General features: G+C 41.7%; 21 protein-coding genes. 10 read left to right on the top strand and 11 right to left on the bottom strand.

From position 1 onward, the window contains the following. Positions 1-16: 16 nt before the first annotated feature. From CAN34_RS08380 to CAN34_RS08370, 3 genes are all read right to left on the bottom strand, one after another. Entirely contained in the window at positions 17-889 is an 873-nt protein-coding gene (locus CAN34_RS08380; RefSeq protein WP_089555260.1) for an ATP-binding cassette domain-containing protein, read from the bottom strand. 92 nt (positions 890-981) lie between these two features. After that, positions 982-2925: a glycine betaine ABC transporter substrate-binding protein gene (locus tag CAN34_RS08375; RefSeq protein ID WP_174668355.1), complete on the bottom strand. Its 1944-nt coding sequence runs from the start codon at positions 2923-2925 to the stop codon at positions 982-984. A 392-nt stretch (positions 2926-3317) separates the two neighbouring features. Beyond that, positions 3318-4805: a coniferyl aldehyde dehydrogenase gene (locus CAN34_RS08370; protein ID WP_089555259.1), complete on the bottom strand. Its 1488-nt coding sequence runs from the start codon at positions 4803-4805 to the stop codon at positions 3318-3320. Positions 4806-5219: 414 nt separating this feature from the next. Between CAN34_RS08370 and CAN34_RS08365 the strand changes: the two genes are divergently transcribed. The 7 genes from CAN34_RS08365 to CAN34_RS08335 all read left to right on the top strand — a co-directional run bounded on the left by CAN34_RS08365 (position 5220) and on the right by CAN34_RS08335 (position 9970). Continuing rightward, positions 5220-6074: an octanoyltransferase gene (locus CAN34_RS08365; protein ID WP_089555258.1), complete on the top strand. Its 855-nt coding sequence runs from the start codon at positions 5220-5222 to the stop codon at positions 6072-6074. Between the two features lie 204 nt (positions 6075-6278). After that, entirely contained in the window at positions 6279-6809 is a 531-nt protein-coding gene (locus CAN34_RS08360) for an inorganic diphosphatase (RefSeq protein WP_089555257.1), read from the top strand. 202 nt (positions 6810-7011) lie between these two features. Continuing rightward, positions 7012-7476 carry a hypothetical protein gene (locus CAN34_RS08355; protein ID WP_079692016.1) on the top strand — a complete coding sequence of 155 codons (465 nt, stop codon included), beginning with the start codon at positions 7012-7014 and terminating at the stop codon, positions 7474-7476. Between the two features lie 203 nt (positions 7477-7679). After that, positions 7680-8183, top strand: coding sequence for a hypothetical protein (locus CAN34_RS08350; RefSeq protein ID WP_089555256.1), 504 nt, complete (start codon positions 7680-7682; stop codon positions 8181-8183). A gap of 24 nt (positions 8184-8207) precedes the next feature. Further along, entirely contained in the window at positions 8208-8744 is a 537-nt protein-coding gene (locus CAN34_RS08345; protein ID WP_089555255.1) for a hypothetical protein, read from the top strand. Between the two features lie 200 nt (positions 8745-8944). Beyond that, on the top strand, positions 8945-9418 hold the full coding sequence (locus CAN34_RS08340) for a hypothetical protein (RefSeq protein WP_089555254.1): 474 nt from the start codon (positions 8945-8947) through the stop codon (positions 9416-9418). Between the two features lie 228 nt (positions 9419-9646). After that, the gene (locus CAN34_RS08335) at positions 9647-9970 is read left to right on the top strand and encodes a hypothetical protein (protein WP_079692018.1); all 324 of its coding nucleotides are present in this window, start codon (positions 9647-9649) and stop codon (positions 9968-9970) included. Positions 9971-10230: 260 nt separating this feature from the next. On the opposite strand, the gene CAN34_RS08330 is transcribed toward CAN34_RS08335, so the two are convergent. The 4 genes from CAN34_RS08330 to CAN34_RS08315 form a co-directional block, all read right to left on the bottom strand. Continuing rightward, the gene (locus CAN34_RS08330; protein ID WP_079692019.1) at positions 10231-11118 is read right to left on the bottom strand and encodes an SDR family NAD(P)-dependent oxidoreductase; all 888 of its coding nucleotides are present in this window, start codon (positions 11116-11118) and stop codon (positions 10231-10233) included. Between the two features lie 167 nt (positions 11119-11285). Then, positions 11286-12317: a tRNA dihydrouridine synthase DusB gene (dusB, locus tag CAN34_RS08325; RefSeq protein WP_089555253.1), complete on the bottom strand. Its 1032-nt coding sequence runs from the start codon at positions 12315-12317 to the stop codon at positions 11286-11288. A gap of 79 nt (positions 12318-12396) precedes the next feature. Next, a complete protein-coding gene (locus CAN34_RS08320) occupies positions 12397-14445 on the bottom strand; it encodes a BCCT family transporter (protein ID WP_089555252.1) in 2049 nt (682 codons plus the stop codon). Positions 14446-14818: 373 nt separating this feature from the next. Next, the gene (locus CAN34_RS08315; RefSeq protein ID WP_089555251.1) at positions 14819-15274 is read right to left on the bottom strand and encodes an HIT family protein; all 456 of its coding nucleotides are present in this window, start codon (positions 15272-15274) and stop codon (positions 14819-14821) included. 232 nt (positions 15275-15506) lie between these two features. Here CAN34_RS08315 and CAN34_RS08310 point away from each other — a divergent pair, with 232 nt between their 5' ends. From CAN34_RS08310 to CAN34_RS08300, 3 genes are all read left to right on the top strand, one after another. Continuing rightward, complete coding sequence (locus CAN34_RS08310; protein ID WP_254423135.1) at positions 15507-16274, top strand: hypothetical protein; 768 nt, start codon at positions 15507-15509, stop codon at positions 16272-16274. A 180-nt stretch (positions 16275-16454) separates the two neighbouring features. Further along, entirely contained in the window at positions 16455-18365 is a 1911-nt protein-coding gene (gene ilvD / locus CAN34_RS08305) for a dihydroxy-acid dehydratase (RefSeq protein ID WP_089555249.1), read from the top strand. 309 nt (positions 18366-18674) lie between these two features. Then, positions 18675-19925, top strand: coding sequence for a sodium:proton antiporter (locus CAN34_RS08300; protein ID WP_089555248.1), 1251 nt, complete (start codon positions 18675-18677; stop codon positions 19923-19925). 47 nt (positions 19926-19972) lie between these two features. Here CAN34_RS08300 and CAN34_RS08295 read toward each other — a convergent pair whose 3' ends face one another. The 4 genes from CAN34_RS08295 to CAN34_RS08280 all read right to left on the bottom strand — a co-directional run bounded on the left by CAN34_RS08295 (position 19973) and on the right by CAN34_RS08280 (position 24845). Beyond that, entirely contained in the window at positions 19973-21457 is a 1485-nt protein-coding gene (locus tag CAN34_RS08295; RefSeq protein WP_089555247.1) for a serine hydrolase, read from the bottom strand. Positions 21458-21594: 137 nt separating this feature from the next. Continuing rightward, positions 21595-22146: a sulfur transferase domain-containing protein gene (locus tag CAN34_RS08290; protein ID WP_089555246.1), complete on the bottom strand. Its 552-nt coding sequence runs from the start codon at positions 22144-22146 to the stop codon at positions 21595-21597. Positions 22147-22197: 51 nt separating this feature from the next. After that, complete coding sequence (locus tag CAN34_RS08285) at positions 22198-23112, bottom strand: MaoC/PaaZ C-terminal domain-containing protein (RefSeq protein WP_089555245.1); 915 nt, start codon at positions 23110-23112, stop codon at positions 22198-22200. 332 nt (positions 23113-23444) lie between these two features. Then, on the bottom strand, positions 23445-24845 hold the full coding sequence (locus tag CAN34_RS08280; RefSeq protein WP_089555244.1) for a 3-oxoacyl-ACP reductase: 1401 nt from the start codon (positions 24843-24845) through the stop codon (positions 23445-23447). Between the last annotated feature and the right edge of the window lie 572 nt (positions 24846-25417).

The following is a 25417-nucleotide window of genomic DNA, read 5'->3' as shown; positions in this document are numbered from 1 at the left end:
TAAACTATTTTATTAATTAATTTTTAGCACGCATGAATTGTTTGACGTAGTCATCAGCTGGATTGTTGCGTAAATCACTTGACGTCCCCGTTTGTACCAAGCGTCCTCCATTTAAAATGCTGATACGCTGACCTACTTTAACGGCCTCATCGATATCATGAGTAATAAAGACAATCGTTTTATTCAGACGCTCTTGTAGCTCTAGCAATTGATCTTGCAATTGGGCACGAATAAGGGGGTCAAGCGCTGAGAACGCTTCATCCATGAGTAGTATTGGATTGTCTGTCGCCAGAGCACGAGCCAGCCCGACGCGCTGCTGCATACCACCTGACAGCTCGTCAGGATAACTGTGCTCCAAGTTTGATAGCCCAACTTCATTAAGCCAGTGCCGGGCAATCTCATGACGCGCGCTCACGCTCATTTTTCGTACACGCAGACCGTAGGCGACGTTCTGCATGACTGTCATATGTGGTACTAAGCCAAAGTGTTGAAAGACCATACTGACCGTTTGCTGGCGATACTGCTGCAAGCCTTTATCATTGAGCTCTAAAATATTTATAGCAGATGGAGAGTTTACAGTTTCTAATGCATCAGTAGCGGGTTTGGCGTTAATAGCCGTATCGACCCATATTTTGCCGCTGGTTGGATCAATCAAGCGATTGATATGACGTATCAATGTCGATTTACCAGAACCTGACAGCCCCATTATGCAATGTAACTCGCCCGCTTTAATATTTAAATTGATATCATAAAGCCCGACCGAATAGCCAGTTTGTTCCTTTACCGCAATACTATCCATACCCTCAGCTAGCAAGGCTAATGCAGACTGTGCTTGCGCGTTACTGGCATTATAGATTTTACTAATATTCTCGAGCTGGATATGATTCATGATGACTCTCGTTATTTTTATTGTTCTATTGACATAGCTTTTATTATCACTAAGGCTGTTTAGGTCTCTGACTTCTATCATTAAGCAAACTACTATCCAATTGGATGTTTGCCTGCGTCAATGGTTTTTTGCCGCGCGCGCTTACCTTGACCAAAGGCTTGAGTAATACGGTCGATGATAATCGCTACTATAACGATAGCGGTACCTGCCTGTAATCCCTGACCGATATTGAGCGTTTGAATAGATTGTAATACATCTTCACCAAGCCCAGGCGCGCCAATCATAGAGGCAAGCACCACCATCGCAAGCGACATCATTACAGCTTGATTAATACCTGCCATGATACTGGGTAGCGCTTGCGGCAATTTAATCCAAATAAGCAGTTGCAAATGCGTACTGCCAAATGAGCGCCCTGCTTCGACCATTTCATGATTGACTTGAGTGATACCCAGAGTCGTCAGACGAATCAATGGTGGCAGTGCATAAATAACCGTCGCAAATAGCGCTGGCACCTTGCCAATACCAAACAGCATCAGCACCGGTATTAAATACACAAAACTTGGCATAGTCTGCATCACATCTAGTATAGGAGTGATGATCTTACGTAGCAGCTTACTGCTCGACATAGCAATACCAATTGGAATACCAATTACCACCGTGACCCACACCGAAACGATCAGCAGCGCCAACGTGTCAATCAGCGCGCCCCATAATCCAAACGCCCCAATTAAAAACAAGCCTGCAGCGCACGCCAGTGCAAACCAAATCTTACGTACGCCAAACCACGCTAAGACAGTCACTAACGCAATAATCAGCCATGGTGGAATAATGGTTAATAATCGCTCGATAGGGATGAGTAAATACGTTAACGCCATCGTACTGATAGCACGGAACACATCACCGTAATTTTGTACAACGCTTGCTAATGCCTTATTAAGTGGCGTCTCAAGTGACCATGAGGGGAAGAAATTTGATGATAAGCCTAATGAGTTCGTATTAGATGCTGTTGTATCAGTAGCGATAGTAGCGCCTGTTAAGCTAATACCTAACTTAGCAGCAAGGTTCTTGGCCGCCTCATTCGATACCCATTCTTGCCACACATTCGGGTTTTCACGCAAAAATACCAATGCCTGCTCCTCCCCGCTACGCTTACTTTCACTCATCTCCAAGATAGCGCCATTTAGCTCATCAGAGGTAAACTGTACTTTTTTGAAAACATCGGCCAGCTCAGGATTGGCAGCGATAAACGGAGTAGATACAGCGATACCTAGAGGTGATACAGGGAATCCAGAAACACAAGCAGATGTGCCATCAGCGAGTAGCAAGTCTTGCCAGCACTCATCTTTATAAGCTGCAAATTCTAACGCTGCAAAGTCATATTTTGCCATTAAGCCAGTAGGCTGCCAGTAATAGAACAATAGCGGTTTATGCTGCTCAAAAGCGGAGGCAATCTCCGCATCGAGAGCAGCACCCGTACCGGGATGGGCGTTATTAAACACACTGTCCAAACCGGTATTTTTGAGAAGGCGTGTATTAAAAATCTCACACGCCCAACCAGATGGACAATTCATAAAGCGTGACTTGCCCGGGTTTTCAGGGTCTTTAAACAGCTCAGCGTATTTAGGTAGGTCCTGATAGCCGCGCAACCCAGGGTTTTCATCCAGCACATACTTAGGAACGTACCAACCTTGAGTCGCCCCGCCTTTGAGCGTATCACCGATAACAGCTACCTTATTCTGTGCGATGGCTTGTTCCATGATTGGGGAGCGTCCAACCCATTGTTCACTGATAATTTGGATATCATTTTGTGACAATGCCGTTTCAAGCGCCGGACCTGCACCGGGCACTTCTGTTACTTGACAGCCGTAACCACTCTCAGTGATATATTTGAGTACACCCGTGGTGAACTGTCCACTTTCCCACGTTAGCGCTCCAAACTTAATCGGCGTGTCACAAGTTGGCAAGGCGGCTGATACTGGTGAAGACAGTAATAGCGAGCTTATGAGCAATAAGCTAAATGCAATCCATTGGCGCACGGCATGTCCTATTTATCATTTTTATTGTGATTAGAATGACTATCTTTTAGCTTAATAAAACTGTTTTTTAACCAAGCGTTTATTGCTAGACATCCATTTAAAAGTAACGGCACTATCGTTTAGACTCACTACAAAGTGTAGCGATTTATAAGACTGATAACAAATGTTTATTTGTCAATCATTAAGACTACTCTCTACATTTTAATGGGCATAAAAGATATGGCTGTTAAGCTTTATAAAACTCAAAACTTAATTGTAAATAAAAAAATAGCACCTACCTGAGTAGATGCTATTACTTATAATATCGCTCACCATAACCTACGATTATATCAATGAATGCTTTATATCAATTGATAGTTAACACCAATTTAACCCATTGTTTTTAACAACAGCTATTTCAAAAATAGCGCCATAGCCTTTTTAAATAAGCCACCATACGGCGGTAATAAGATATTCAGGCCGTTAATTTTGGATTGTATAAAGATCGGCTTCATATGGCTTAAACGCTCAAAGCCCGCTTTCCCATGATACGCCCCTGTACCTGAATCGCCAACACCGCCAAATGGTAAGTCGTGCTGCACCACATGCATAACAACTTCATTAATACAAAGACCGCCCGATACTGTGTTGGTACGAACCTTGTCTATGTCACGGTTATTATCACCGAATACATATAGCGCTAACGGACGTGGACGCTCGTTGATGAAGGCAATGGCGTCATCAAGGGTGTCGTAATGTATTAACGGTAGGATGGGTGCAAAGATTTCATTTTGCATCACGTCACTATCAGGAGCAGGCTCGCTGACAATTACCGGCGGCATTAGACGAGTTTCAACATTAGAGTCAGCAGCAGTAAGCTTATGAACACCCTCACCTGACAAACTGTCTAAATATCCTTTCACCCGTTTAAATTGCTCACCATTGATAATGCGCGAGTAGTCAGGGTTGTCTTCTATATTAGGATAGTGCTTTTCCATCCACTCTCTTGCTAGACGAATAAACTCTTCATGATATTGACGCTGGATGAGCACATAGTCAGGCGCAATACAGGTCTGACCGGCATTCAGGGTTTTGCCCATCATCACACGGTTGACGGCGTTTTCTAAGTTTGCACCTTCTAAAACTACCACGGGAGACTTACCACCTAGCTCAAGCGTGACTGGCGTTAAATTAGGAGCCGCAGCCGCCATGACCTTTTTGCCGACCGCTGTAGAGCCGGTATACAGCAGATGGTCAAAAGGCAGTTTACTAAATTCTTCAGCAATCTCAACTTCGCCAATCACTACACAAACCATATCTGGTGAAAAATAACGCGAAATAGTATCTGCAAAGGTTTGCGCAAATTGTGGCGCCGCTTCACTCATTTTAATCATAATGCGGTTGCCAGCGGTGAGCGCATCAATCATTGGTCCTATTGCCAAAAACAATGGGTAGTTCCAAGGAACCATAATACCAACCACGCCCAATGGTTGTGGCAGGATCTCATTGTGTGCAGGCATATAAAGCGCTGAAATCGATACACGCTGCGCTTTCATCCATCTTTTACCGTGTTTTTTAGCATGACTGATACCAGTAAAGCTAGGAAATAACTCGGCAAACTGAGTTTCTGACTCACTACGATAGCCAAAGTCTGCGCTAATAGACTTAGCAAGCAATGCTTGATTATCACTCAGCATCACCTCTAAATTATCAAGTTGATTTGCACGAGTGGCCCAATCATTAATGGGTTGAGTACGGCTTAATTTTTTCAAGCGTGAAAATTGCGCCTGCATATCAGCCACTGTCTTGACGGTACTAAGCGAGTCATATTCATTGTAAGTATCGTTCGTATTTTCGGCCTGATTGTTTTGGGCTTGATCAGTTTGATTATTGTCTGTCATTTATATTCCTTTTCATATGCGTTAGAGTCAGCACGCTATATTAAGTTTAAGACTCTATATTTGTTATTAGACACTGTGTTTATATAAATATCTTACCTATACAGTAGCGTCCAATAATGAAAGCTGATGAGATTCCATTCAATGCGTTCTATTCAATAGCATTTAATGTAGCGCATTGACCAACAAATGAACAGCACCTTTAATTGACTACTGGGTTTGTATAAGATGCGTGTCCGTTAGCAGATACGTGATTGATATTTCACGGTGTTTTTAGACTAGCTATAGGAGTGAAGGCTTAAAGAGTGAGACAATTATTCTTAAAATTTAAATTTGGGCGACAATATTAAAACTGCTACACTCAATATTAGCTAGACACATCCATCTGAACAACAAAACTATAAGACAGCCACTCTCATGCAAAACGCCACCCAACCGCTTAATGATACACTTATCACAAAATCGCTCTCAACCGCCGATTATGTTCCTACCCTCGATGCCATGCTATCGCGTACATTAGCGCGTATTGCCCTCAAAAAAGAGCAAGGGCTGCGTACTCCTGATGAGTTATGGATTGTCGATCATAATGACGTCTATACACTTGGGCAAGCAGGTAAAGAAGAGCATATCTTACAGCGTACTAACACGCCTATTATCAAGACAGATCGTGGTGGTCAGGTGACGTGGCACGGGCACGGGCAACTGGTTATTTATTGGTTGTTTGATTTAGACAGTTTGGGCTGGAGTGTACGCAATATGGTCTCGCATGCTGAACAAGCCATCGAAGATGTGGTCAATGACTGTGTAAAAAGCCCATCATCATCTGACCCCATTCATATCAGCGCCCGTGCTCGCCGTGATGCACCCGGTGTTTACTTATATGCTGACACCTCTGAAGAAAACAATAGAGATACAGATGTAGAAGCATCTGCTGCTGACATAGATATCGATAATACAATTATGCTTGGGAAAATTGCTTCGCTCGGCTTCAAAATTAAACATGGTTTTAGCTACCATGGTATCGCCATTAATTTAAATTGTGATTTATCAGCATTTAATGCCATTAATCCGTGCGGTTACGCTGGGATGCAAATGTTACGGCTGGCCGATTTTGTCAATATGGATAAGCAGACGAACCAAGCGCTCAATGAAAAATCCGCGACCGATATTTCCAAATCGCTCACTTATGAGCAAGTCACTCAAAAACTTATCCATAATATCGCTGAGCGTCATGCAGGACGCATCAAATTGCGAGCACTAGCGCCAAAGTAAAAAGTAAATTGATTGAGTCTCTTTTTGCATAATCCTTTTTTGCATAATATCGTGCGCGCTTAGACTTAAGCATTGTGAGAAAATTTGATTCAAACTTGCTATAATCGTCAGCGGCACAAGTTGGGCGCAGCAACAATCCTTGTACGCCAACCTTTATCCTTTTACGACTCAAACATTCATAACAAAAGCAAATTGGAGTATTTTATGGCAGATTTTAATAAAATTTTAGACGCAGGTGACGTCGACGGTGGCATCATTAACGTGGTAATAGAAATTCCAACAGGTAGCAGCCATAAAATTGAGTGGAATCGCGAATTGGCTGTATTTGAGCTTGATCGTATTGATCCGCAAATTTTTGCCAAACCTTGCAACTATGGTTTTATCCCGCAAACGCTTGATGAAGATGGCGATGAGTTGGACGCATTAATCATCACTGAATACCCATTAACGACTGGCATTTTCTTAAAAGCTAAAGTTATCGGTGTTATGAAGTTCGTTGATGATGGCGAAGTGGATGACAAAATTGTCGTCGTACCAGCGGATGACCGCAATAATGGCAATGCTTATAACAGCCTAGCTGATTTGCCTGAACAGCTTATCAAACAGTTAGAATTCCATTTCAGCCACTATAAAGACCTTAAAAAAGCCGGTACAACGGTTGTCGAATCTTGGGGTGATGTTGCAGAAGCCAAAGAAGTGATTAAAGAGTCTATCCAGCGCTGGAAAGACCTGTAATCTATAGGCGTTTTACTTTAAAAGTAAGCCAGCCCTGATAGTTTATAAAATGAGGTTTATCATAAGTAAGATAAACTTTATAAAAAATACCGCAGACACGCTGATGACTGCGGTATTTTTTTTGCTTGAATTCCGCTCGTATAAAATGGTTATAATAACCCATATCATACCTACCTATTATCACGCTCAAATAAGGACAGTCATGTTTGACTCTGATTCAGGCTCAAAGCCTACCAATGCAAAGTTGCCAAGGACAGTTATTATGATGGTCGAAAAAGGCAATCTGGTAATGGCGATTAAGACTTTAGCTGCCGATGAAAATATCAGTATGGATGCCGCTAAATCTCGGATAGATGCTTACGAGCTAAAGCTGAAGAACGAGCAACAGCAAAAGCTTAATACTATCGCCAATAAACAAGGCATACCGAGTCAAGCCTTTAGCTTTGATAGAGAGCCGGTTGAGGAAGAAACGGAGCGCTTGATTAAGAGTCGGGTCAAGTCTACCCCGCCCGAACAAGGTTTCCAAAGTCTACAAGATGGTGTCGACAGTCAACTCAATGATTTGGGCTATAAAAAGCCACTGTTGCCCTATTGGGCAAAACGATTATTAATTATCGCGATCATCATGGCAGGATTGTTTTGGATATTATGGCGTGTGTTTGGCTAGTCTGTTTTAAGTAGTTCCATTATAGCAGTCTATTTTAAGTGGTCTATTAATAGGTTTAGAGGACAAAATGACTGGTTCGATTGGGGTATACCCTAATTTTATAATCCTCACTTTAAATCAATAAGTACAAAAAAGTTTTACTGATAATTTTTATATGATTCATAGTGTCTACACTGGATTAATAGGACATTTAGGGCAAAGCTATGATTTACACCAATCTACTGATGAAAGGTTTTTTAGATATTAACGAAAGTGAAATACGAGAAGGCACATTAGATAAGGAGTTAGACCTTATCTTAAAAGAAGGGTTTTTACCGATAGGTGACTGCATTTTTCTAGAAAAAACATTCCCTTCAAGCTATGCTCGCTGTTCAATTGAAAAACATGAGATTGAAAAAGAGTTTACTGATTTTTCGGGTTATGAAGTTTCGACTAATAGGTTTCATACAGAAGATTTTACAGACAAGGACCCGTTTATCCAGTCCATTATATTTGCTAACAAATTCAAGGAAAAATGGCTCATAGATTTTCCTTCAGAGAGCGTTAATATAACAATAGGTTTTCAAGATGATGAGGTTGGGAAGTTTGCAACTTTCACTTTTCACAAGAGTAGGAACTATGAAGTAGTGCATGATATCAATAGCCTTGAATTATACCCTCAGCCTATATACGTTGAAGTTCTATCTGGCAGTTCGATGCCTGTATAGCGCACCAGTCACGAGTAAATACAAATGAGCTTTAATTTTTACGCAATATCTAGATTTAAGAATAGCGAAGCTATTTTTGATGCCAAATGGACTAACATCGCTAATTTTATTGAAAACATTGGTATCGAAAACATCAACGATTACTTAATTGTAGAAAACGATTTTATAGACTTTTTAAGGATGTTTTACACTGATAGCTCAACAATTCCTCAAGAAAAATATGGCTTAAGTTTACTAGGATTTTGTATAAATGTGCATGATTTAAAATCTTTTGGTGAAAAGCATTTTTACGGTTTAGAGGGTGTAGAGACAAGGCTGTATAGATTGGCTAAACTGAATATTAACTATATACCTGAAGATGATTTAAATTTTTTACTTAGATGTTGGGTAAGAGATTTATGCTCAATTTATTTTTTTGAGGTAGGCACAGGCAGTTTTTTGAGATCTTCAGATGAAAGTTTTACTTTTACGATGATGTTACGTGAAAATATAGAGATCTCAGATATCTTTGAGCCAGTTGATAATGTATATATACATGAAGCTTTAGATCCGGATAGATAATAATCTGAATTGTAATACACTTAGCGATAAGTTCTATCCAAGGTTTCTTAAGCTTGAAAAACTAACGTCAAGTACACTGCCAAGTACACTAATACTGCCTCAGTAACTCAAACCATTGATACCATTAGCCTACAGCCTAAGATTCAAGTCCTCACTAGGGTACCATGCTTATTTCTGTATCGTCATAGAGGTGAAATAACATGACAGCATTTAATATGAATAAACCAGAAATAGAGCAAGCGGCTATTGAGTTTAAAAAGGCGCTTATAAATTGGAAATCAAGAGAGAAAATTGAAAAAGGTGCATTAGTACGACATCTTGATTGGACTGAAGAGGATATATTACGTTGCATAGAGGTAGAAACACGAAAGATTAAACCTGTCATAGAAGCATTTGAGCCTATATACCGTTTAGCTATACAGGGTAAAATGGAGAAGCCTTTCGCATTGCAAAGTTATATGATGACCTACACTGGTCGCGTATTAGGAGATGAGTTGTCATGGCCTGAAGCTCGTGAACCGTATCAGAGAATAATTAATAGTTTAAAAGGTGGCTTAACTTCAGAAGAGTTTATGGAATCGCCTGATATTATTAATCGAAAACTACCAGAGCATTACGACCAAGCGGTTAAAGAAATCGTAGCAGAGGGTTGGAGTCATAATGCTCCACTATAACTACTAAAAATATTTTTCAATAAATCACCGCATGCCAATCCTACCTTAATCTAAAGATTAAGCTGACCTTTAACATTAATAACTTTTATCTTATTCCCATAACAGACGTTATGACAAATGAATTTAGAACCGAAAAAGTTATCAAGTAGATAACTATAGAGATATCTCACACCATGCTATTAGTTTGCATATATAATTAATGACATCAATAGTAAGTAGAAAAAAGTCATGCCACTGCTTAAGTTTTCGGTCGTAAATAAAACAACGATTTTTTTAATAGCGGCGATGTTCTCCGCCTCGGCTATGGCAATGGATTTTAATCAACCAGAACGATTAGCCTATCAAGGCGATGCTATATCTCAATCAAACCCTGAAGTGATGTACTACAAGGGGCAAAGAGAGCGTAAGAATTATATTGAATCAGCTAAATCTTATCAAAAATTTGCCGACAAAGGCGATGTTAGAGCTCACACCGTCTTTGCAATAAATATAACAATAGCCAAAATATGCGTCAAGATTATATCAAAGCAAGTGAGTTGTATTGAAAATTAGCCAGCTAATGGAATACTAGTGCTCAATATAGTGTTGGCAATTATTACTACTACAAGAGCAGAGGTGTGCGTTAAAATCAAGATAACGCAAACGCACTTTCAAACATTAAATAAAAGATAGTTCGCATTTCTAACCATACGCTAGCTAAAAAAACACCGCTATCCTATCCGTCTATATCATTATCAATAATTTTAAGGCATTAAAAAAGGACGCTGCAGCATCCTTTTTTATTTTAGGTCAAGGCTAATAAAAACCCTATTCTAATGGTGCTCACCAGGTAAGATTCTGGCAAAGGCACGCTGAGCAAGATTTGGTTTTTTATCAGTAGTTAGACCAGCGCGGGTGCTTGGGAAAATACGATAACCTATCGATTGAATACCAACGTTGATCGCTGGTGCTAATGAATAAGTAGCAGAAGCAAATTTACCCATGTTGCTAGCGATACTGTTTGGTTTATGAACAATCGCCTTTGCGACCATCATCGCCGCCTCATCAGGCATAAGCGCTGGCATATAACGGTAAAGCTTAGTTGGCTCAATCATCGGCGTACGCACCAATGGCATAAAGATATTGGTGATTGTTACATTGTCGCCTTTTACTTCAGCGGCTAGGCAACGGCTAAAGGCATCCAATGCTGATTTTGAGGCGACATAAGCGGCAAAACGCGGACTATTTGCCAATACACCAATCGATGAGATATTAACAATTTGACCGGTTTGGCGTTCAATCATCGTCGGCAAAAATCCAAGGATGATTTTGACGGCACCAAAGTAATTAATATCCATAGTGCGCTCAAAATCATGGAAACGATCAGTAGACTCGTGAACCGAACGGCGAATCGAACGACCGGCATTATTTACTAATACATCAACATGACCGAAATCAGCCAAAATTTGCGCGCTGACTGTTTCAATGGCATCCATATTGGTCAAATCACAAGGATAATAACTGGCCTTACCACCAAGCTCCTTAATACGTTCTTTAACGGCTTTTAGCTTATCTTCAGTACGTGCCAATAAGATAACATGAGCACCGCATTCACTGAGTAAAAAGGCTGTACGCTCACCAATACCGCTTGATGCCCCTGTGATAATAATGTGCTTATCTTTGACCGCTTTAATGATTTCTTTTTTTGAGGGATTGGCCATGAAACATCCTTTTAAGAATTAGACTTCCGTTAATGTTCGCCTAAAGAATAGCAAATATAGTTGGATTAAAGGTAATAAATAAGCCGTAAAGCCCATTTATTTTGATGGTTATTAGCATTTAATAGCGTATTAACCCGTTTATTGCTCAAATTGTGAGTTTTTGCTCGTTATTCGTGAGCGTGTAAAAAATCCTCGACTACCCGAAACTGGCCAGCGGTGCTTTCTTCACCATACATGGCTTGTCGAAAAGCATTAGAGTTGGGAATACCTGTGGTATACCAGGCAATATGCTTGCGAGCAATTCGGCAGCCTGAGTATTCACCATAAAAATCATATAGCTCATCTAAATGCGCCAATACAATCTCTTTTATCTCGCTTACGCTAGGTGCATCAAGGCTCTCACCAGTACGTAAAAAATGTTCAATATCACGAAATATCCACGGTTGACCTTGGGCGGCGCGTCCAATCATGACCGCATCACAACCGGTCAACTCATAGACACGCTGCGCTTTTTGCGCACTATCAATATCACCATTGGCGATTACTGGAATACTAATGCTTTCTTTGACCTCACGTATCAGCTCATAGCGTGCCTCTCCGGTGTACATATCTTCGCGCGTGCGCCCATGAATGGCAATCGCCGCAATACCAGCTTGCTCAGCTCGCTTTGCTACACGCAGGATATTCTCACGTCCGTTCTCATAACCCAATCGCGTTTTTAAAGTTACGGGTGCATCAACAGCATTGACAGCAGCATCCAATAAACGCGCTACCAAATCCTCATCTTGCAATAATGCCGAACCTGCCAGCTTACGGCAGACTTTTTTGGCTGGACAGCCCATATTGATATCAATAATTTGCGCGCCATTATCAATCTGATAACGAGCCGCTTCTGCTAACTTATCAGGTTCAGCGCCCGCTATTTGAGCAGAAATAGGCGCTATCTCATTATCAAAGTTGGCACGGTATAGCGATTTTTTGCGCGCATACAGTGCCGTATCAGCAATAATCATCTCGCTGACTGCATGGCCAGCACCAAACGATTTACACAATCTGCGAAAAGGATTATCCGTCACGCCAGCCATCGGCGCGACTATCAGACGGTTTTCAATCGTCAAGCCGCCAATCACTAATGGTTGCAATAAAGGATGGTCAGAAGCTGACAAAGACGAAGGTAAAACGGGAGAATCAATAGACATAAAAAAACGGCTTGATTTGCAGTGAAAACAAGCCGTTATTCTAAGCATTCTTAATATTATTGCAAGTTATTAAAGCAAGCTACTTATCAAACACACTACCCTGCTCTAAGGTAATATCATCATCATGTTCTTGCATACGCCAAGGTAAAATATCCGGCGAAACATTGACAAAGTGTAGATATTTTTCAAATTGATCAATAATGTCATTAATCACTGATTCAGACTCATACCCATATAAATCATAAGTCTGGCCACCACGGCGCAGATATACTTCAGCGCGATGATCATGCTGTTGTGGTAATTTATCAGCGCCCTCTTCAGTGTAATAATCCGGTGTGTCATGCTCAGACAAGCGTACCTCATACCAAAACTCAACACCATCGCCGCGTTGCAGCTCTAGTACCGCACGATTATTAATTGCATCGTAATTGACATGAGTCGTCCAGCCAGTTTCTGTAAATTTCTCTGAGACTTCTACCATCGAAGGCATAATAGTCTCTTTGATATAGCTCAAGACTTTATCGCGAGTTGGCTGATCGGCCATATAGTCAATGCGCTCACGCCATGCGGATGGTTTGAGCAGATGTGGTGGAATTCTATTATCGTTATCTAGACTCTGGTTACGATGCCCTTCAATACGTAGCGCGCGCCACATACCAAATATCGAAATTAATATAATAACGGCAAACGGTAACGCGCTGACAATAGCTGCTGTTTGTAGCGCTGTAAGACCACCGGCTATAAGGAGAGCTGCTGCTACTGCCCCTTCAGTGACCACCCAAAACGTGCGCTGCCACCATGGTGTATCACTACGTCCACCGGCTGCTAACGAGTCAATAACCAATGAACCTGAATCCGATGAGGTTACAAAGAAGGTAATAATTAATAGCACCGTCAATGACGAGACAATTTGAGTAAAAGGTAAGTTTTCTAATAGTTTAAATAACGCAATCGCTTGGTTATTTTGTACTTCAGTAATCAGCGATTCATAGCCATCGACCATAATCATATGTAGCGCGGTATCACCAAAGACTGAAAACCAAAAGAAGGTAAATAAAGTCGGCACTAACATCACACCTAACACAAACTCCCGAATGGTACGACCACGGCTAATTTTGGCGATAAATAGACCGACAAATGGCGCCCATGCAATCGTCCATGCAAAGATAAATAGTGTCCAACTACCGATCCAATCACTCGATTGATACGCTTGCAAGCTAAAGGTACGCTCTACGATATTACCTAAATAACTGCCAGTATTTTCCATAAAGGCATTAAGAATAAATATGGTGGGGCCAACAACAAATACAAACAGCATCAGCGCGGTTGCCAATACCATATTTAGAATAGACAGCCGCTTCACGCCTTTATCCATCCCTGCTAACACCGATATTAGAGCGGCCGCCGTAACCAGCGCAATAATAATCACCTGAACCGTGCTACTAACCGGAATCATATCTGGTAGCAGATAGTTTAAGCCGGCATTAATTTGCGATACCGACAGACCTAAACTGGTCGCAATACCGAACATCGTGCCCACAATTGCAAACACATCCACAGTATGACCGATAGGTCCATAAATCTTATCACCGATCAATGGATATAATGTTGAGCGTATTGACAACGGCAGCCCATGGCGAAAAGAGAAATACGCCAATGACACGCCTACCACCCCATAAATCGCCCAGATATGAAAGCCCCAATGAAAATAAGCAATTTGCATCGCTTCTTTGGCGGCCTCAATGGTTTGCGGTGTCGATAACGGTGGACTGGCAAAGTGTATTACCGGCTCTGCTACTCCGTAGAATAGCAAGGCTATGCCATAACCTGCCGAGAACAACATAGCAAACCATTCAAGAAACTTGTATTCAGCTTCGGCATGGTCAGGCCCTAACTTAATATTGCCATAAGGTGAAAATGCTAGAAAGATAATAAACATTAAAAATATGGCCACTGCCAACATATAAAACCAACCGAAAGTATCGGTGACAAAATTCAGCACGGTACTAAATAGCTCGCCAGCTGCTTCGGGATTAACCGCAGTGCCGATCACTAATAGCAGCATAATGGCTGCTGCCGGTACAAATACTGGCAATAAAATGGTGGAACGGGATGACTTACTCTTCATAAAGATGTTCTCATTAAAACGGACACCTTAAAGAAACCTCTAAAACCAGTTTCTTAAAAAGATATATCCTCAAATTATTCTTAAGGTGTTAAAAAACGATGCTTTGTTTAAAACCCTAAAATGGAATGAGCAATAATGTCAAAATAATCGACAACGCTCAAATAGGCGATAATGCCCAAGTAGAAGTAATGTTTACCACAAACCCTTTATAAACCCCAGTATTGATGTTAGTTTGTAACATTACTTTAACGTTTATTACATGACTATTACCAAGTAATAAAAAAGGCAACTTGTTAGTTGCCCTTTTTTAATTATTCAGAAAACAAATTCTTTATACTGTTTTGATTAAGAAAACTCATCGGAAACTTCAACTTCAAGCATTAATAATAGCTGCCAACTGCTGAGCCTGCTCTGCCAATTCGTCTTGATTGGCCATCTTGATAGCATGCTTACCTAATTCATGGATACTAGAGGGAATCAGGTGCACATGGTAATGAAACACCGTCTGTCCCGCTTCAGAACCATTTAACTGCATTTGAATAATACCTTCACGTTTAAACACTTGACGCTGGGCCTGCATAATTTTTTTACAAGTCATCAAAACAGCTGCTGCGTACTCAGGTTCAAGATCAGCCAAGTCAACCGCTTTTTGCTTAGGGATGACCAATACATGCCCTTTTGCTTGTGGCATGATATCCATAAAAGCGAGGGTTTTATCATCTTCATAAACCTTGTGATAAGGAATGTCACCGTCTAACATTTTGGCAAAGATATTATCGTCATTATAGGCAGTATCATCATAGGTAGTTTGCTGATTAGCTTGGCTCATTTTTATTCCTTAATGATTTATGGGTACTGAGTGATAAATATGTCATGAAATTATGTCATAAAATATAGTGGACGAAATATAGGTTAAGTACAAGTGCCCGATAAAGCAACGACTCAAATTTATCTATATAGAAGCCAGCTTGGTTGATGATTAATTTATTGACGAGTCATACACTATAAATGTTATATTAATCCTCTATTTTAATAACCCTACGTTTATGGATTTGACAACCTTGTCCACTCAATCATCAGATAATCATGACACTTATTCAGAACCCTACAATACAGCAACGGCATCTGTATTAGATACCATTATGGCTGACAGTGATGAGCAAGAGGCGGTGATAGTCTCGAATAGTACTCAAATCACTGATCCTAACGCTATTATTTTAGCTGAAGCGGTGACCGATAAGACAATCAGTTGGCGGCTACATAATTGTAAAATCAGTAAAAAAACCGTCACGCAAGATTTGCCGTTACCGTTTTTATATCACTATGACAGCTTAGAGGACAGTATCAAAGCGAATTATCCACTTACGCCAACCCTACTTTCCCAATTTAATACGCCCATGACTGCTGCTAAGGCCGCTAAGCTGATTGGTATCGACGAAGCACTCATATCCAGTCCGTGGCATGTCAAAGTGATTGGCTCATTGGTGGTGTTTAGCGAGGTATTACAATTAGCCGTTCGTTTGCATTGGACCAATACGGGCAAAGACACGCAGCAGATTTATACTAAAAACGAAGCTGACGCTATCATTACTGCTTTTAAAGAATGGCAGTTTTTTGGTCGTATTGATGTACTGTACAAAAACGATAAGCAAACACTAATCAGTATTGATGAGCATGCCGTAAGCAATGAGCCACTACTGACTATTGATGCTAGCGCTGATTATCAGTTCTTGCCAGCGACTCATGCATTAGTCGTTATCGCTAAGCTAGAAGCAGATAAAACTGAGTTACCTTGGTTTGAAACCGCCATTTTAGAGCGTCTTGCATAAATTTTTGACCCTCAAGTCTTGATGATTATCGTCTAATTATTTTTAGTTACTCATATCTAATGGTATGGTAACGACCTAGTATTATTCAATAGTACTCACTCTCTATAAAAAGCACACTATTAATATAGAACCTAAAGGTGAAAAATTTAAGTCACCTCGCCTCATTGTAAGGAATATCACATGGATTATCGCTCAAAAACCTCTACCGGCGGTCGTAATATGGCAGGTGCGCGAGCACTATGGCGCGCTACTGGCATGACGGATGATGACTTTGGCAAACCTATTATTGCTATCTCCAACTCATTTACCCAGTTTGTACCTGGGCATGTGCATCTGAAAGACTTAGGACAATTGGTCGCGCGCGAGATTGAAAAAGCTGGCGGCGTCGCAAAAGAGTTCAATACTATTGCAGTTGATGACGGTATTGCCATGGGACACAGCGGCATGTTGTACTCATTGCCGAGTCGTGACTTGATTGCTGACTCTGTTGAATATATGGTCAATGCTCACTGTGCAGATGCATTAGTTTGTATTTCTAACTGCGATAAAATCACCCCAGGTATGTTGATGGCAGCCATGCGCCTCAATATTCCAGTGGTATTTATTTCAGGTGGCCCAATGGAAGCGGGTAAAATTATCGCCAGTACCGTGGCACACAGTCATAACAATGATGGCGGAAGTGATGCGCAAAGTGTTGACAGTAAAGGCAATGCCATTCGTAAGCTTGACCTCGTTGATGCGATGATGGATGCCGCTGATGACAGCATTAGTGATGAAGATGTGTTGGCGATTGAAAGCTCAGCCTGCCCTACTTGTGGTTCGTGCTCAGGTATGTTCACCGCCAACTCTATGAACTGCTTGACCGAAGCATTGGGATTGGCTTTACCGGGTAATGGCTCACTATTGGCAACGCACTCGCTACGTCGCGAGCTGTTTTTAGAAGCGGGTCGCACTATTGTTGCACTAGCCAAACGTCGCTATGAGCAAGATGATGATTCGGTGCTACCGCGCTCAATCGCCACTAAAGCGGCCTTTGAAAATGCCATGACCTTAGATATTGCAATGGGTGGCTCTACCAATACCATTTTGCATCTGCTTGCTGCTGCTAACGAAGCCGAAGTTGACTTTAAGATGCACGATATTGACCGTTTAAGTCGCGGTGTCCCTTGCCTTGCCAAAGTTGCACCGGCTTCACAAAAGTATCATATGGAAGATGTGCATCGTGCTGGCGGTGTATTTGCGCTATTAGCCGAGCTTGATCGTGCCGGCTTGCTCAAAACTGACTTGCCGACCATTCATAGCGCGACGATGAAAGAAGCGATTGATAAATGGGATATTATGAATCCTGACAATCTTGAAGCGCGTGCACGATACATTGCAGCCCCAGGCGGCGTACGTACCACTCAAGCATTCTCACAATCAAAAGAATGGTCAAACCTCGACGTCAACCGTGAGTCAGGTTGTATTCGCAGTGCCCAGCATGCTTATTCAACAGATGGTGGCCTTGCGGTATTGTACGGTAATATTGCGGAACGCGGTTGCGTGGTCAAAACCGCTGGCGTTGATGACAGTATCTTAGTCTTTACTGGTCGTGCGCGTATCTTTGAGTCACAAGATGACGCAGTCGCCGCCGTATTAGCTGACAGCATCGTCGCCGGTGATGTCGTTATCATCCGCTACGAAGGTCCTAAAGGTGGTCCGGGTATGCAAGAAATGCTCTACCCAACGACTTATCTGAAATCTAAAGGTTTGGGTAAAGAGTGTGCGCTACTGACCGATGGTCGTTTCTCTGGTGGTACGTCTGGCTTGTCAATCGGTCATGCCAGCCCTGAAGCCGCTGAAGGCGGTGCGATTGGTTTGGTTGTCGAGGGCGATACCATTCATATCGACATCCCAAATCGTACGATTAACATGCAGGTGAGCGATGCTGATTTGGCCGCGCGTCGCGAAGAGATGGAAAGTCGTGGTCGTGATGCTTGGAAGCCTGTGAGCCGCGAGCGTCATGTGACACCTGCGCTACGTGCCTATGCGGCGATGACTACCAGTGCGGATACTGGCGCGGTACGTGATGTGAGTCAAGTAGAGCGCTAAACGAGCCATTCAATCACAACCTTTTTAAACAGTCGATTATTATAGAGTGATCCAAAGCCTGCGCTATGCAGGCTTTTTTTTCACCAAAAAACAACGTAGACGTTATTCTGATAACGTTTATTTGCGGTATTGCAAGGACTTTACCGTCATTATAAACACCTATTGATAACGGCTATGTTATGACAAGCGCATGGTCTGTTATTCAAATATATTAAATATCATCCACAACAGCCTTTTATTTTGATAAATAACTGACATTGATCGTTAATTTCAAATTATTGAATAAACATAACAGTGTGCGCAAACCTTATGATTGAAAATTATAATTTATTCTTATTGGTCTGCGGCATTGCCTTCTTATCTGGCGCCCTGTTTCCCATCCTTTTTAAACGCACTCCCATCTCATTGCCTATGTTACAGGTGAGCTTTGGCTTACTAATGGGCTATTGGTGGACGAGTCTGGCGTTTCTCAACCCTATCGATAATGGTCTGATTATCGAAAAATTGACGGAAATTGTGGTATTGGTTTCTTTGGTCGGTGCTGGTATCAAAATTGATACCAAGCTATCTTGGCAACTATGGCGCCCAACGATGCGCCTATTGATCATCACTATGCCGATTGGTATTTTTGCGATGGCAGTCTTAGGCTACTATGCCTTTGGTATGACACTGGGCGCAGCAATCTTATTGGGCGCCGTACTTGCCCCTACCGATCCCGTGCTGGCATCAAGCATACAGGTTGGGCCACCTAACACTGGTGGCGAAGATACACCGCGTTTTACGCTAACGTCAGAAGCTGGATTGAATGATGGCTTAGCGTTTCCTTTTGTGTATCTCGCGATTAAGATAGCGGAAGCCTATAGCGGAGGACAGCGTTTTACGGGTGAGATGCTTTGGTCATGGTTTACCCACGATGTGCTATGGAAAGTTGGCGCAGGTTTGCTGGTTGGTATTATCGTTGGCAAAGTAATGGCAAAACTGGTGTTTTCGAAGTACAGCCGCGAGACAACTATTTCTCAAGGCTATGTAGTGATAGCCCTCACTCTGATAGCATATGGACTGGCAGAATATGTCCATAGCTACGGTTTTATTGCGGTATTTATAGCAGCATTTGTATTCCGCCGCTCAGAACATGAGCATAGTTATCATCATAAACTGCATGATTTCGCTGAACAATCAGAAGGTTTGCTGATGTCGTTGGTACTCGTCATCTTTGGCATGTTCCTTGGTCAAGGTCTACAAGCTGGGGTCGAGCTGACGTGGCGCGTCTATATTGTCAGCTTCACTTTTTTATTGCTGATTCGTCCACTTGGCGGGTTTATTGCCTTATCCGGACTTAATCTACCCCGTACTGAAAAATATGCTATTTCCGCACTGGGTATTCGCGGTATTGGCACCTTGTACTATTTGTCTTATGCACTCAACCAAGGTTTTTTCAATGATGAAGATGCCCTGAAACTTTGGATAGTATGCTCAATTGTGATTTTAACGTCTATTTTTATCCATGGTTTAAGCGCAGTAAGGCTACTGAAAATGACACCAAATAAGCCGCGTCAATAGCATTAACCGTACAGCTCAAGACTGATATTCATAAAAATTTATGCCCATTAAATCTCAGAATCAACCAACGCTAATACTGCTTCAGTCAGCGCAAACTGACGGATATCATTGAGCATAGTCACATCAAAGTTATGGATAAAGGCAAAAGACAATTGCCGCGCAGGGTCACACCAAGCAACCGAGCCGTTATAGCCCATATGACCAAAGGCTTGCTCAGTATAATTTTCAGTATCATTTTCGGTATTATTGTTAGTATCGTTTATAACCTCATTGAAACCATCACCTTGGCAGATACTAAATCGACGATGATAGCCCAAACGCCAATCCATATGAGCGGGCATCACCGCATCCATGCCAGTGACTTGCGGCGTTGATAATTGTTTAAAAGTTTTCTCATCAATCAGTGTTTGCCCTTGCCACACGCCGCCATTGGCTAGCATTGCATAGATAGTCGCTAGGGCGTGCGCTGAAGCCACACCATTGGCAGCGGGTATGATTGCCTGTAGCGTCTGTTTATCGTAATAGTCAATAGGTTGTTTATTGGCAAGTACGAGAGCAGCCTTATAATTTTTGAGATTGAGCTGACTGTTATTAAAATATAAGCGATTGATCTGTGCGGTATCTAAGCTTGGTATTTCATCAACAATTTCATTATCCGTTTTACCTACTGTTATTTGATTTTTTATCGCTTTTTTCTGCCAATAAGCATAGCTTGGTAAGCTTGTATAAGTATGTAGAGTATTTTCAGAGTCCGCTCTTAAGACTGGTTTACTACGGCGAGGACGCGCTTGTGCTGACTGCTGGCGGCTTTCTTGACTGCCCTCTTGCGCTACTACATCAAAATTCTTAACCAATCGTGCAACCTTGCTTACTTTGCTGTCTGGTACGCCAAAATAGCAGCTATCTACAATGCCCAAAGGGTGCGTCAAATAATGATGTAACGCCTCAGCCAATGGCATATCAGTGACTGCTTCTATCACGCCTCCTAATACCCAGCCATACACCAACGCACTATAAGCGCTGTCATATAATGCAGCATCTTCAGGTACAGTTATTGGCATTGCTGCGACTTTTTCGAGCATTACTCCCCAATCAAGCACCATGTCATTATCTACCTCAATACTCTGAATCGAAAATACATTGGCCTGATGAGACATAACGTTACGCAAGGTAATTTGCGCTTTTTCCTGTGCTGCAAATGCTGGCCAATAATGAGCAATCGGCGTGTCATAATTGAGCATTTTCTGCGAGACCAAGACATGAACCAGTGTCGCTAAAATGCCCTTGCCTGTAGAAAAATTAAGCGACAACGTATTAGAACTCCATGACAAGTCTGATCGTGCCATACCGACACTCGCCTGCGCGATACACTTCCCAGCTTGGTAAACCACCAGCGCGCCACCTGCTGGCGCATCATCAAGCTGTAAATCCGTTAGTAGCTGCTGTAAGCGGTGCTGAATCTTAGGATTGATATGTTTATTAGAGTCTTTTTTATTAGAGTCTTGTTTATTATTTTCATCATTATTTATCATGACTTCCTCGTTTTTTATCAAATATTGCGTTTTTATCGACTATCTAAATGCTCAAAAATAAAGGTTTATGATATAAGTTTGCTAATAAAAAAGGCCACCTATTGGTCGCCTCTTTGTTATTCAGTAACAATTATATTTTAGCGCGGTACTAATAAACGATTATGGACTTCTTCTGCAAGTTTGGTGAGACCATGACTGCGCCCACGTTCCATAGCCGTATCCATTTTACGCCCACGTAGCCAACCGGCTCGCAGCGCCATTACTGCTCCAGCACGATTACCAGAGCCACAATGCATGGCTATTTTTTTACCATGATACTGACGTAATATATTATCAAATGCCAATATTTTAAGCTGTTTTAAATCTTCGACACCGCTGATAGGTAACTGCTCATAATACATACCTGCGCGCTCAACAGCCGCGCGCTCATCAAAGCTCAACTCACCATCAGGTTGTAAATTAATCACCAACTCAACCCCAGCTGCTGCCAAGGCCGCCACTTTTTCGTCATCGAGCGCACCGCATACAATGGTATTTTCATCAGGGCGAAAATAAGGCTCGAAAATAGCTACGAGATTGATGCCGTTATCAGCAACAGTATTGTCTTTAGGCTCATTAGCAGCGCTTTGGTTTATAGCTGCTGAGTTATCAGCTTGGGTTGGGTTAAGCGTATTTTCAGGTAAAGTCATAATTATAAATTTGTTCGTTAGATAGGGCTATTAGGATAGAAAAATCTTAATTTACTGGTTTGCATCCTGCAACTTAATCACACCTACAAGATGCGGCTTGTCGTTTTTAGAGCTAAATAGCCCAAACTCACAACTGTCTTCTGCGCTTTGTAACTGCGCCACCGAATCAGCGATAAGCTCTACTTCTGCTGGCAAGAAAATAGGTAGCTTAAATGATACCTCAACCGTGCAAGCATCCGGCAGCTCATCCATCATTGCCAAACATTTGGCTTTTGACCACATGCCATGAGCGATTGCTTTTGGGAAACCAAAGGCGCGCGCTGATAGCGGATGCAGATGGATAAGATTAAAGTCGCCTGAAACAAACGCATAACGACGACCGATATCTTCTGGCACTTCAAAGATACTATGCACACCCTCTTCATTGACTGTCGGCTTAACCGTCACTGGACGCGGGCTGCTTTTTTTATCCTTACTACTGGCAGGTTTTTTGCTACGGGATAAATAAGTAGACGTTCCCTGCCAAATGATTTCATCCTGTGATTTTACAGTGGTAACAAAATCGAACTGCTGACCTTGCGCATGATCACGTAAATTATCAAACGTCACCGCCATTGCAACCGTTTCACGCTCACCAATAGGACGATACTGGGTCACGCTGTTATCAACGTGTACCAGACCTAACATAGCAAACGGAAATGGCTCTTTGACCATCATGTTCATCTGCAAAGTTTGTGATAACACAGAAAAATACGTAATAGGCACTTTGCCGTTGTCAGCAAAGCCACAAATCTTACGGTAATCGTTAAGATTGCTTTGGTCAATATGCAAATCGTCCACATAGTAAGTCGCTTGCGGCAACTCATCACGACTGACTTTACCATTGCCGATCGGCAATAAACTTTTTACGATATTAGCATAGGTAGTATGCGCTTTTGGCAACGCATCATAATGTTTGTCTGACATAATAAATCCTAAGTAGGGCTTGAGCAAATTTTATGGCTGCATCTAAAAAGTTATAAATTCGTTGATTGAAATGTATGGTTTAACAATAAAGTAGAGACTATCTTTAATCAATATGATTATTTTTAATTAAAGTAATAATGGTTTACCAGAGTGAAAAATCATTCAACTTATTATTACTGTGTTTTTATCATAAAAAAGCCACCCTTGGGCAGCTTTATTACAATTTATCAGCAATTTTTTCGTAAGCATATGTGAGGTAGATTAAAATCACACTTGATAGCATGTATTTATCGCCGGCTTATTTATTACACATAGCTAATAATAAATCGATATTATGCACCCAGTAAGCTTTGACCACAAACACGAACCGTATTGCCATTTAGACCGCCAGAAGCCGGTGATGCAAACCATGCAATGGTCTCAGCCACATCTACTGGTAAGCCGCCTTGGCTCATTGAGTTCATACGGCGACCAGCTTCACGAATGGCAAATGGAATCGCTTCCGTCATTTGCGTTTCGATAAATCCAGGGGCAACAGCGTTGATCGTCATGCCTTTGGCATTATCTTCTAACTGTTTAGCAGTCGCATTGACCAAGCCAATAACACCAGCTTTCGAAGTGGCATAGTTGGTTTGACCTAAGTTACCAGCAATACCTGAGATCGATGACACACAAACAATACGAGCGTTGTCTTTTAGCACATCATTATCAAGCAAGTAGCGGTTCAGCTTAGCGATACTGCCCAAGTTGATATTGATAACCATATCCCACTTCTGCTCATCCATATTAGCAAGCGTCTTATCACGAGTCACGCCAGCGTTATGAATAATGGAATCTAGACCACCGCGTTTTTTCGCCGCTTCGGCGATTTCTGCGCCCGCTTCATCACTAGTGATATCAACCATTAAGGCAGAACCACTAATCTCACTAGCGACTTTCTGCAAGTCAGCTTGCTGCTGCGGTACATCCAAACAAATCACATGTGCGCCTTCACGAGCTAAGACACGGGCGATTGCTTCACCAATACCGCGACTTGCTCCAGTCACTAGCATGGTTTTGCCGCCTAAAGGCTGCGTCCAATCAACATCAACAGCATCGCCTTTACTAACACGTACGACCTGTCCTGAGACGTAAGCTGAACGGGCTGAGGTGAAAAAGCGTAGCGTTGAATCTAGATTCTGCTCTGCGCCTTCTTCAACATAGATAAGCTGGGCAGTAATACCACGTTTAAATTCTTTACCAACAGATTTCACGAAACCTTCAAGCGCGCGCTGAGCCAATGCCGTTTCGATATCAGTGATAGCTTCTGGTGGACGACCAATGACGATCACTCGACCTGATTTCTCTACACGGCGAGCAACGCTATGAAAGAACTCATAAACTTGTTTAAGATCAGCAGCATTACTGATATTACTGGCATCAAACAATAAAACTTTGAATTTATCCTCACTGCCAGTATTGGCTTTTGCTTTAACGCCCGCATCAGAAAGCGCATCTTTCGCGTCATCGCCACTGTTCACAAATACTTCAGTGTGAAGTTCTGACAAAATACGCGCCACTGACTCACTGATTGTTTTATCAGCACCATCCGCACGGCCGACTAATACACTACCGCGTACCGAAGGTTGACCACTATCAAAACGATCAAGATCTACTGGCATGGGTAAACCTAAATTCTTCGCCACTTTTTTACCAATAGAAGACTGAACAAAATCACCATAACGGTCTGACATAATATAATCCTATAGTTAACGGTTAAAATAACAGTAAACAAAAATGCAATGCGCCTATTATAGAGACTCACCTACATCATCATTCATAAAAATTATTAGTATTTAGTAAATGGGTGTAAATCTGCCTTAACTATACACTTCCATGATAAACAAGTCCAAAAGCTACTAATGTCTATAACAATCTGTAAACAAGCCAGTATACAAGATGGCAACTTTTTCTAGCTTCAAAAAGCCTTATCTTGTGCTAAAATCAGACCTATAAGTTATGGCAAACTCATTTATCGATAACAATATATTATCAAACGCACTGTTATGCAATGCTTTTAATCCATACTAGCCAGTTTATAAGGCTTATATTTATATCCATCAAAGCTTGCAACGACTGTAAATAAGCGTCACATCGTTTGCTAAAGATATACAGTAAGGCTATAAAAAGCGCCTTATGATCAGCAACGATGTTATGTAATATGTGCCGCAATAAATGATAATATCTGCATATGTTGTTTAAGGTGTTTTGAGCTTGCTCGAAAGGTTTTAAATATCTTTTTATTGATATCTCTCTTTTCTTCTAC

Source organism: Psychrobacter sp. DAB_AL32B (assembly GCF_002224105.1).
Lineage (GTDB): Bacteria > Pseudomonadota > Gammaproteobacteria > Pseudomonadales > Moraxellaceae > Psychrobacter.
This window is presented reverse-complemented; position numbering and strand designations above follow the sequence as displayed.